The sequence below is a fragment of the Sphingobacterium athyrii genome, assembly GCF_003071065.1.
Lineage (GTDB): Bacteria > Bacteroidota > Bacteroidia > Sphingobacteriales > Sphingobacteriaceae > Sphingobacterium > Sphingobacterium athyrii.
Map to the genome: position 1 here is coordinate 108,455 of NZ_QCXX01000012.1, position 11,230 is coordinate 119,684.

9 protein-coding genes and 2 rRNA genes are annotated in these 11,230 nt (G+C 41.6%); 6 read left to right on the forward strand and 5 right to left on the reverse strand.

Features of this window, described 5'->3' with window-relative positions; all coding sequences use genetic code 11:
- The first annotated feature begins 39 nt into the window (after positions 1-39).
- The 3 genes from DCO56_RS28645 to DCO56_RS28655 all read left to right on the forward strand — a co-directional run bounded on the left by DCO56_RS28645 (position 40) and on the right by DCO56_RS28655 (position 2,793).
- Positions 40-852: a hypothetical protein gene (locus DCO56_RS28645; protein WP_108637089.1), complete on the forward strand. Its 813-nt coding sequence runs from the start codon at positions 40-42 to the stop codon at positions 850-852.
- Between the two features lie 212 nt (positions 853-1,064).
- Positions 1,065-2,153, forward strand: a complete 1,089-nt coding sequence (locus tag DCO56_RS28650; RefSeq protein WP_108637090.1) for a DUF6688 domain-containing protein — start codon at positions 1,065-1,067, stop codon at positions 2,151-2,153.
- A gap of 73 nt (positions 2,154-2,226) precedes the next feature.
- On the forward strand, positions 2,227-2,793 hold the full coding sequence (locus tag DCO56_RS28655; RefSeq protein WP_108637091.1) for an AAA family ATPase: 567 nt from the start codon (positions 2,227-2,229) through the stop codon (positions 2,791-2,793).
- On the opposite strand, the gene DCO56_RS28660 is transcribed toward DCO56_RS28655, so the two are convergent.
- On the reverse strand, positions 2,787-3,365 hold the full coding sequence (locus DCO56_RS28660; RefSeq protein ID WP_108637092.1) for a TMEM175 family protein: 579 nt from the start codon (positions 3,363-3,365) through the stop codon (positions 2,787-2,789). The two genes, DCO56_RS28655 and DCO56_RS28660, sit on opposite strands and share 7 nt — an antisense overlap.
- Positions 3,358-4,077 carry an outer membrane beta-barrel protein gene (locus DCO56_RS28665; protein WP_146191164.1) on the reverse strand — a complete coding sequence of 240 codons (720 nt, stop codon included), beginning with the start codon at positions 4,075-4,077 and terminating at the stop codon, positions 3,358-3,360. The genes DCO56_RS28660 and DCO56_RS28665 overlap by 8 nt, the downstream gene beginning before the upstream one ends.
- A 220-nt stretch (positions 4,078-4,297) precedes the next feature.
- Between DCO56_RS28665 and DCO56_RS28670 the strand changes: the two genes are divergently transcribed.
- The 3 genes from DCO56_RS28670 (at position 4,298) to DCO56_RS28680 (ending at position 6,017) form a co-directional block, all read left to right on the forward strand.
- Positions 4,298-4,720, forward strand: coding sequence for an OsmC family protein (locus tag DCO56_RS28670; RefSeq protein WP_108637094.1), 423 nt, complete (start codon positions 4,298-4,300; stop codon positions 4,718-4,720).
- Entirely contained in the window at positions 4,721-5,038 is a 318-nt protein-coding gene (locus DCO56_RS28675; protein WP_108637095.1) for a hypothetical protein, read from the forward strand.
- A gap of 100 nt (positions 5,039-5,138) precedes the next feature.
- The gene (locus DCO56_RS28680) at positions 5,139-6,017 is read left to right on the forward strand and encodes a pirin family protein (RefSeq protein WP_108637096.1); all 879 of its coding nucleotides are present in this window, start codon (positions 5,139-5,141) and stop codon (positions 6,015-6,017) included.
- Between the two features lie 189 nt (positions 6,018-6,206).
- Here DCO56_RS28680 and DCO56_RS28685 read toward each other — a convergent pair whose 3' ends face one another.
- The 3 genes from DCO56_RS28685 to DCO56_RS28695 form a co-directional block, all read right to left on the reverse strand.
- Entirely contained in the window at positions 6,207-10,073 is a 3,867-nt protein-coding gene (locus DCO56_RS28685) for a TIM-barrel domain-containing protein (protein WP_108637097.1), read from the reverse strand.
- A gap of 334 nt (positions 10,074-10,407) precedes the next feature.
- A 5S ribosomal RNA gene (gene rrf / locus DCO56_RS28690) occupies positions 10,408-10,519 on the reverse strand.
- A gap of 145 nt (positions 10,520-10,664) precedes the next feature.
- Positions 10,665-11,230, reverse strand: a 23S ribosomal RNA gene (locus DCO56_RS28695); the annotation flags it as partial.

Genomic DNA, 11,230 nt, shown 5'->3' on the forward strand with positions numbered 1-11,230 from the left:
TTTAGCAGTTATAGAACAACAGATTAAAAACCGCTGATTATGGGCTTTGATATTAGTTACCATCCTATTTCTGAAGAACAGATTAACGCCTGGTACTTTGAATTGATTGCAAATCCTGAAAAAATAGAAACGCTGGCATCCGAGTATCAAATTGATGATTTCTATAAAACAAAATATCAGGACACCATAAACGCCGGTCGGGAAACAGATCAAAATGATTATTTCGACAAAACACATGGTTTCTTTATCGCCGTCGTTCAAGGTTTTTTTGAGACCTATTTCTATGTCCGTGGCGGCGCATTATCTTTTTCAACGAATACACTATTAGATTCCTATTATAAAAAATGGGAAGAATTTATTCCAATAGCTTCGCTCACAAAAAAAATACAAAACAAGCTTATTGAAAATTATTGCTCCGGCGTATATATTTCAGCCGATCAGGTCATTCGCCTGTTGGAAGACTATCACCATAATCCTGAAATTAGGTCGGAATTGGATCAATTATTTTCTGAGGGACGCATCACGATTTTCTTAAAGGCATTGAATTTTGCCAAAGAGCGTGGTCTAGGCCTCCTGGAAGCTACAGAAGTTGTGGAACCTCAGCCTTTTGATCTGAATGAGTCTAAAAGTTATTCTAATCTCTTTAACTGCGACAAAGAAGGTCCATTGCTTTATCAAACCACAGCATTCGAGCAGATCAAAGACATCGAACAGCGTAATGGTCTCCCTGAAAATGAGATTCTACCCAATGTGAAAGTTGAAAAAGTACATGTAGATCCTGCGGAAACAGATACGGAGAATACACATGAAATCAGCAAAAAGAAAAACTTCTGGAAGCGTTTATTTGGTTAAATCCGAGCACAGAGAGACAATGTTACAAATCCCACCGACACATTCACCTGACAATGAAATCCTTAGCTCCAGGATCGTCCACGCAGCGATAGACCGGGTCTTTGAGGCTTGCGCCAATCCCGCTCATTTGGAAAATTGGTTGGGGCCTGCAGGATTTACCAATACCTTCGAAGAATTTTAACCCCTTTCGTCCACTCCTATTATTCGCTGCCATGTACCTTGTTTTATTCCTTATCATTGCTTTTTTTGCGGGATTAAATTATCTACTTCGTTCCGCTGTTAAAAAGCAAAATAAAAAGATATCTTCCGTTGAATATACTGTTGTTATTGGCTACATACTATCCATAGCTTTATTTGGAGCTGGTCTGTTGACCCATTCGAGTCAATATCATGAGGCCGTCGATCCCGTTGATGGCGCCTGCTACCTACCTTTTGGTGGGAAACATGCCTTATCGCTGTTTATCTATTTTGTTGCTTTCAATGTTGCTGTAATCGCCGTTTGGATAAAGGGCCGGCAAATACCACCGATCCCTTTAGTCCTTGCCCTTATTATTTTGATGTTGGGATCTATAATCAGTATCTTTGTGCTGACTCAGGTAAGCTATCACGATACATCAACCTTAAGTAGCTATGTCGGGAATGAAGGAACCTTTTACTTTATTTTCACACCGCTTTTCTGTTTTTGTTTTGGCATAGGTTTTATCTGGAAGATCATTCAGGAGGAGAAGGCAACAGCGATCCACAGAAACTATCGAAATCCCATACTGAACAAGATCAATAGGCAGCTTTCGTCCAAGATGGACTATCCGGTATGGGCGCTGATCTTACTCGTTCCTTTCTTTGTCGTCATGACTGCTATTCTTATCCTATTTGGCCAGGATAGTGACTCAATGGCCAAAGTATTCACCGAGACCACTACCTGGGCTTTTTCTCAGAAAATGCATCCACCTATTTTAGACCATCGGGGACATTACCTCTGTACCGTGGCAGCAAAAGGTGATCCAGCAATTGTAAAACCCTTACGCTTAGGGAATCGGCATGGAAATACGATCATCGTTAACCGTCAACTGTTGGTGGCCAATGCCTTTGAGGAAATCTTAAGCGACCTATCTCCCAAGTTGCATCGTTATGTACGTTATTTTTACGACAGATACGGATACAACATCTCTACCAGAATCAACTCGGTCGGGGCATCAAACCTAACCTATAGGGTAATGAAACCACTTGAGTATACTTTTCTCTTCTTCCTTTATCTATTTTATGTAGAGCCCGAGAAGAAAATCGCCAAGCAATACACCTAATCATTTCAATCTTTACATCCTTCAAATAAGCACCAATATTCAATGCATTGGAGGATCATGACATTTTTTTTATATGGATCAGACAGATTATTTTATTGTCCTAACCGGGGGACCCGGAGTCGGCAAAACTACATTACTCAACAAGCTAAAAAAAGAAGGCTATAGAACCGTGCCCGAAGAAGCACGTCGAATCATTCAAGAACAGGTGGCAAAAAACGGCGATGGCTTACCTTGGAAGAATAAGCAACATTATGCCTCATTAATGTTGGCAGCGTCCAATGCTCGTTACCTTCTCGAAATCAAAGAAAACACCCAACGCCAAGAGTATGTCTTTTTTGACCGAGGTATTCCAGATACACTCGCCTATATCGACATGGAAAAGTTAACTGTTGCAGCTCCCTTACTTGAAGAAGCTAAAAAATACCGTTATCATAAAAAAATATTTATCCTTCCGCCATGGCAGGAAATTTATGAAACCGATCATGAGCGAAAGCAGACTTGGGAAGAAGCCGAAGCTACATTCCATCAGATGAAAAGTGTCTATGAACGGCTTGGATATGAGGTCATAGAAGTACCTAAAACATCCGTCGAACTACGCTATCAATTTATTTGCGAATCGCTCGGGTTAGCTACTCACTGATCTTTCATTAAGGTTTCGATGCGACGATCCGGAATTAACCACATGATGGCTACTGTACCATACATCAACAGACTGACGTACGGATTTATAAAAGATATACCGATCCCGAGAAAATACAAGGCTGTAGAAATGTTCTCCTTGGTCTTCGATTTGACGGCACGTTTTAAAGCGGACTCTTCTCCTTCCGTCTGGACCGCAAAATATTCAACAATATTGTAGGCTACGGAACACATGATCAATACAACGCCATAGGCAATAATGGGATCACGTTCAAAATGGGATTCACCAATCCAGTTGGTTGTCAAAGGCATCAAGGAGAGCCAAAATAAAAGGTGTAAATTTCCCCATAATACTTTCCCATTGACTTTCTGAACAATCTGAAAAAGATGATGGTGATTATTCCAATACAGCCCGACATAGACAAAACTGACTACATAGGAGACGATTTTGGGAAACAGGGGTTTTAAACTTGCAAAAGTGTAACCTTCAGGTACTTTTAGTTCGAGTACCATAATGGTAATGATGATGGCCAATACGCCATCACTAAATGCTTCCAGCCGACTTTTAGTCATTGTTATAAATCGGAGTTAAAAACTGATATTGCAGTCCCAGGCGAAACACATTCAATCGTGCCGGCCCGGGATCGGCGCCAAGCATTCCATCATGATAATCCTTCAAGCCCCAAGAATAGCCTGCAAAAATCGTATAACGGTCATAATTGACATTAAACTGTAATCGCGGGCGGATATCGACATCAATTACTTTACCTCTATCCCGTTCAAAACTTGTCTTATTGCCACTCTTATCTTCGATACTTCCGTTTTCCTTGATGCTCAACGTCTTCGCTACATCAACACCGAATTGCATATCCATTGTCATCGGTTCAAAATAAACACGATAGCCGACAAAGGGATTAAAATTCAAAAATTGTTGGTTGAGCTTGGTCAGTCCACGACTGCCATTTGCGAATTCGTTGCCTTCTAGGTCAACCTTGGTCTGTAAACGTTCAAAAGCACCTTCTACACCTAAAAGAAAATTATTTGCAAAGACATAACGGTAGTTCACTGCAGCCCCCAAATTAATTCCATACTTTTTACCGTAAGGATTATTGGTATAATAATCCTGCTGACCAGAGCCATTTAAAGTGCTTTTAGCGATGCTTCCAGACCCCGTAAAATTGGAGACACCGGAAGTTACACCGACACGAAGTTCATGGGATTGTGAAAAAGCCGCAAACGGAACGATACAGGCTATACATGCAAGAAGTAAAAATCTCTTCATCATAAAAATATAAAAACAATCTAAAATTAAGAAAATTTAGGCGATTGAGCTCACATTGCCATTTTATTTTTCAAACAATTATTTCTTGTTCTATCATGCCGAATACGCTGTCAAATTCAGGTAGTCAAATAAGTCCTTCTTTTCCATATTTCTTGAACTACATCAATGGAATTGAATCAAATGGACTTTAATTTTGTTGTATCAAATCAAAGGAATACATCGTATGAAATATATCTTAGAGAATCCTGTCAGCGGTCATATTGGCCAGCAAAAATATAAAACGACCATTCTATGGCGCAACGGTGAATTGATTACCGATGAACCTGAAAAATTGGGTGGCAAAGATCTCGGGCCTGACCCATACACCCTATTGGTCTCTTCCCTCGTTTCCTGTACATTAGCAACCTTACGGATGTATATTGACAGAAAAGAACTTCACATCGATGAAATACAAGTCACGGCCAATATGTATTTACGAATTGAAAAAGAGCAAGTAGTGACCTATTTTGACCGAGAAATTTCATTCGGGCATGCAATCGAAGAAAACACGGTATTACGTTTACAGCAAATTGCTGATGAATGTCCGATTTCAAAGATATTAAAAGGTAATGCCGTGGTAAATACAATCATGAAAACAAACAATTAAATGAAAAATTTAATCATTATTTTGTTCGGAAAAAACGAGGAAATTCTCCACACACTACAGCGGATCATAACAGGTACAAATGGCTGGCAAGCGGTCATTCAACAAGATCTCCTCACTTGTAAGAAATACCTCTCCAGTTACCCTGGCGACATCCTGCTGCTGAGCTCAGGTTTATCAACACAGGAAGAAACCGAGATCATAGACCATCTTTCTTATTTAGACCATCCAATTGGTTTGATAAAACATTATGGCGGTGGAAGTGGACTTTTGAAAAATGAAATCTATAGTTTATTCCCAGATTTGATTCCTGACAAATAAATGAATTCACCGGGAATGTTCTGTTTTTTTCGGTTATTAAACCAGTTCAATGAGAAACACTCCTTAGCAGGCTAATTTTGAATACATAAATCGTAAGATCATGAATAAAAAAAACTTTATAAAAAAGGGACTTTTAGGTTCCGGAATATTTGCATCAAGTACTGAGTCAGCAGATGTCATGAAGAATGACATCGATGAAATAGAACCTTTGGAAACACTGGATGCCAATGCGTTGCAATACAACTCCGATCAACTGGAAAACCATAGTGTACTACACAAAGCAACAAGCCGGGGTTATGCGGATCATGGCTGGTTGCGGAGTAACCATACCTTTAGTTTTGCCAATTACCATAATCCCGAACGTATGCATTTCGGTGTACTCCGGGTACTGAATGATGATATTGTTGCCGAAGGCAGGGGGTTCGGATTGCATCCGCACGACAATATGGAAATTATCAGTATTCCCTTGGAAGGGGACCTGGAGCATGAAGACAGTATGGGCAATCAGGCCATCATCCGAAAGGGAGATATCCAGGTGATGAGCGCAGGAACAGGTATCATGCATAGTGAGTACAATAAAAATACCGATCAGATTGTTAAATTTCTGCAGATCTGGGTCTACCCGAACCAACGCAATGTAGCACCCCGATACGATCAGATCACCTTGGACAAATCACAAAGACACAATAAGTTTCAACAGATCCTCTCACCTGATCCTGCCGACGAAGGAGTATGGATACATCAGGATGCGTGGTTTCATATGGGTAATTTTGACAAAGGTGTCGAAACAAATTACAAAGTTAAGCAAGCTGGAAATGGCGTTTATATTTTCGTCTTAAGCGGAAGCGTCAACGTAGCGGGACAAGAGTTGGAAACGAGAGATGGCTTTGGTATCTGGGACGTTTCGGAAATTAAACTCATGGCCACTTCGCCCGATACGGAGATCCTCCTGATGGATCTTAACATGATATTAAATTAATGCACTATCATCTGGGAGCGACAAATAAGCGAGATACGATCAAAATAGGGCCTCACTTTATTGCTTTTACCGTCGGCTAAATCCAGCGGTATGCGTAAGCCAGATGCTCGTATTCCTGATCGGATTACCATTGCATAAAAAAGGGGAATGTTAACATTCCCCTTTTTTATCGTCGTTGCAAAATCTACTTTAAAAACTGATCGAATTGAGTTTCTTATCAACTAGAATACCGTCTATCGCTTTTAAATTGAAGTTAACATTACGTTTGGCTTTCAATTTGATCTTAAATAACACTTCCGAGCCATTCAGTGTTTCCTTATTGCCCAAATTCACAAAAGTAGGATACAAAGCTTTGCTGCCGTTTGTATGAAGACGGTCATTGGTATAGTTATTCATTTCCTTCAGGTGTAGCGGATCTATTCCCACAAACTCAAAATCGCCCTGATTATAAGGCAATGCGAAGCTAAGCGCATTCACTGCTTTAAGGTTTTCGCCGCTTACGGTGATTTCAACGATATCGCCAGATTTTAAGGACGTCCTGGATGCTGTCAATTTTAGCTTACCAGCAACTTTCTCCGCTCTGGTTGGTTTGGCTCCCCCCTCGATCGACACGGCAACATTTGAGATATCATAGGCATCAATCAACTTATTTTTATTGACATCACCATTACTCACATAGCCTTCAAAATCACCATCCCCCATTCTTAATCCGGTATAATTAATATAAGAAGTCAGATCGTTATGGTCGATCAGGCGATCGTTGTTGATATCGCCGGGTAAATAGCTAGTCGATCCAGGCACCTTAAAGACATAGAGCTCACGACCTGAACCGAAGCCGCCGACAGCCTCCGAAACCGAAATCTTAATAAAGCGTGCGACAGGATGCTGACCAAAACTAAAGCCCTTCATTTCGCCATCACGTTTCCATTCAAAGCTTCCGGCTTCAGACCAGGTATCCTTATCATTGCTATAAAATACTTTACCTTTTAAAATGATGCCGTTGCCACCATCCGTCCGAGGAAGGTACTCAAACTTATCCAGCTGATTGACGGATTTCAGATCTAGCGTAATATCAAACGGAACCGCAGTTTGCCCCCATTTGGTATGCCACATATCCCCTTCATCGTAGTTGAACAGTTTATTGATGCCGTTGCCTCCTTGATTGTCTACGGAGGTCTCCGCTTTAATACCTTCGATCGCAAACTCCAACGGATTAGCTTTTGTTTTTGCACTAAATGTACTCCAATCAGAAGCACCAGCTTTATTAACAGATCGGATTTTAAAGTTATATTCAGTTTCTGCATCCAACCCCTCAAATAACAACTGATTATCTTCAATGGTCGAGTATATCAGATCATTAAACGCAATCTCATAATAGTCTGCATTGGCGACCTTCTCCCATGTCGGTGTTAATGTGTAGGCTTGGGTATTACTCTCCGTTACATTGGCATTAGGAGGCCTAAGCGCTCCCGTCTGTGCCAAATGCGCATCATTAGGCGTGAATCTGAACCCATCAACTTGTATTTCTAGCGCTGCTGCTGACACATCCTGCCTACCGATACGTACTAATACCATCGGATTTTTGATCAGCTTGACCTTTTCAAATTCGGATCCCTTTGTTGCAAACTGATTCAGATCAGATTGTGTATCGTAGAAGTAGGCATTTTCCAGGTTTTTAAATTCAGCCAGTGAATGTGCCTCCTGAAGTTTTATTCCTTTTTTATTGACTTTAGCAGTCACTTTCTTCGGAGCAGCGGTTACATTAAAACGGACTTCTGTCGCTTTCACTTTTTCAAATCCCTCAAATTCCCCCGCTGACGGCGCTATTGTGAACAGCACTTTGTCGTCTTTCTGTATGGAAGAAATCTTGGTATTTACGCCTTTTCCATAACGATAAGCTTCTGTTTTTCCGTCGTCATCATATTCCGTGAATTCAGAATTTCCAAACGGATATACCTCGTAAATACGCTGATCCTTTTTGATCTCCTGTACATTATTATTTGGATTCGTAACTGGAATAATGGCTCCATTTTTAACAAAAACTGGTAGTTTCCAAATTGGTACATCAAAATTATTGATGATACGTCCACCGGTATATTTGTCACCGGTAAAGTAATCTATCCATTCTCCATCAGGCAAATAGATACCATTTCGGATGTCATTGCCCTTCTCATCCACGCGTGTCTCCTGATAGATCGGTGCCACCAAAAAATTAGGTCCATACAAATACTGATATTGTGTCGCCTTTCCAAGTGTATACTGATTTGCCTGTTCCAAAAACATCGCACGAATCATCGGCAGGCCATCGACAGCCTGTTTAGCTATACTATAGCTATAAGGAACTAATTGGGATTTCAGCTTCAGGTAAAGACGGTTGATGGAAGTTGCGGGTTCGCCCAAAGCATGTGGATACTTTTCGTTGGATCCCCATCCATCCATATTCAATTCCATTGGTGTCCAAGTTTTCCATTGAAAGTCCCGAATGTTCACCTTAAAGTTTTTTCCACCAAAGATTCCATCCATGTCCGAGGTAATATTTGGCTGTCCGGAAAGACCAGAACCGATATACGTCGGAATATGGAATCGGATATATTCCCAAACCCCACCAGTCTGATCGCCCGACCAAATACCGGCATAGCGTTGCGTTCCTGCCCAACCATCCAATGAAATAATAAACGGTCGTGCATTGTTACCATAATAAGGCATGGTATGCCCAACGTCAGCGACACCATTTAAGCCGAAGGAATAACCGGGCCCTACCCAGGCGACATCCGTCTTTAACACCCGGACACCTGCATCACGCACTTCTTTGACAATATCTCTTTGCAGTAATGCACTGATACTATCCTTAGGGTGCAGGTCAGACTGCGTCCATAAGCCAATTTCCACGCCGTTTTTACGGGCATAATCACCAAATTCCTTTAGGTTATTAATATTTCCGTCCAAAGTCTCGGTCTGACCATATCCAGCGCCATAACCGTCATTGGGCAGAATCCATCCCAAAGGCATATCATGTGCTTTATAGCGATCTATAACAGCACGGGCCGAAAATTGGTAATTCCCTTTTTCGCCATTCAATGACTCTTTTATACCGCCGTTTTCCTTTTGGCTTTCTTTATAGCGTTTTCCATCTTCAAACAGAATTCCCTTTTCATCTTCTTTCCAAAAATCTCTATTATATGCATTGAGGTGACCTTCATACAAACCAAATTTTGGCAGAAGTATAGGATTACCGGTTAACTGATAAAAATCGTTAAGTAAGGGTACCGTACCATCGTTGATCATAAAAAAGACATCCAGATAATCCGTGTCATGGGATAATTTTACGGTACCTTTTGTCTTTGCCCCAAATGCGTAATTCCCTTTTTTGAACGTATACCACATAAAGCCATAACCGTTCGTTGACCAAAAATAAGGTGTAGGAGATGCTACGCCACCATCGGTCCAGCTATTTTGGTTTTCAATGGCGATCGCTCTACCTTTATGGGAGAAGCGTCCATTTTGTACGCCACCACCGAAAAAGTACTCATCCTTATTTTCTTTCAACGTTAAGGTCACTTGTTTAGATTCGAAAGCAATAGGCTTTAAGCTCTCGACTACAACTTTATTCGTGATACGATTGAGGATACTAAACTGAGAGGTTTGTTTATCTATGGAGAACACAATGTCCTTGGTTGTTATTGTAGCGCGACTTCCCTCATCTTTTACTTCCAGCTCATTCACCGCTTTTCGCGGTTGTTCGACAAGGATCTTTGCCTCAGGTTTCGCTTCCGGATCGCGGATAATACCACCGTGTGTATCCTGAAACATTCTGAAAATATGATTTCCATAGAAATCCAATGTCAGCCTTTGGTTGTTTTCATATACAATCTCCACTGTTGTTGGATTAATTTTCTGTACAGCAATAATCTTACTAACAGTAGCGGTTTGTTCCATCTTATAATTAGCAGGCGGATGAGTCATCGCACCGACCTTATTCGATTGAAAAATAAACGGAGAAGCCAATCCCACCAATAAACTAACCTGCGCTTTTGTACTCCAAAAAGATATCTTCATGTGTATCATTTATAATATTAAATCGCATTGCTGTATTTCCACCCATGAGAAAGCTGCGAAATGCTGTTAAATTAACATAACAATAATACAATAGTAAATCCAAGTAAAAAAGAGCTTGCGAAATGCAAACGATTGTCTAATAATAATGTTGCAGGAGTCAAGTGATTTTAGTTGAACGTTTCCGTCGGCCCTGACTGGTTTCCAGGCCTCCTGTTCCGGGCCGGTTTCCCCGGACTTCCCCCGGATCCGATATCCCTGTTGAACAAAAAGCTCTGTAAAAAGTATCTAAACGAAAGAAGCCCTTGACTGTTTCCAGCAAGGGCTTCCGTGTAAAAAAAGGCACCGACCTACTCTCCCACCTGTTACGGCAATACCATCGGCTCTGGCGGGCTTGACTGCTCTGTTCGGAATGGGAAGAGGTAGACACCGCCGATATAGGCACCTAAAGATCTTTTTAGATGTGAGATATGAGATATGAGTATTGAGATCCTGTTAGGTCCCAGATAGCACGTATCCATGTCCACGTCTAAATGACATATATATTGAAAGATTACTTCAAAAATTAAAGAGGAAGACAACAGTGTCTGTCTGCTTGAGAAAGCTTCGGGCTATTAGTACCACTTGGCTTTGGTCTCTCAACCTTTACACCTATGGCCTATCAACGTAGTCATCTCCTACGACCCTATAAGGAAGTCTCATCTCGTGGCTAGTTTCGCACTTAGATGCTTTCAGCGCTTATCTATTCCAGACGTAGCTACCCTGCCGTACACCTGGCGGCATAACAGGTTCACCAGAGGTCTGTCCAACCCGGTCCTCTCGTACTAAGGTCAGATCCACTCAAACTTCCAACGCCCACAACAGATAGGGACCGAACTGTCTCGCGACGTTCTGAACCCAGCTCGCGTGCCACTTTAATGGGCGAACAGCCCAACCCTTGGGACCTTCTCCAGCCCCAGGATGTGACGAGCCGACATCGAGGTGCCAAACCTCCCCGTCGATATGAGCTCTTGGGGGAGATCAGCCTGTTATCCCCAGCGTACCTTTTATCCTTTGAGCGATGGCCCTTCCATACAGAACCACCGGATCACTATGTCCGTCTTTCGACCCTGTTCGACTTGTAGGTCTCACAGTCAAGCAAGCTTATGCCATTGCACTCC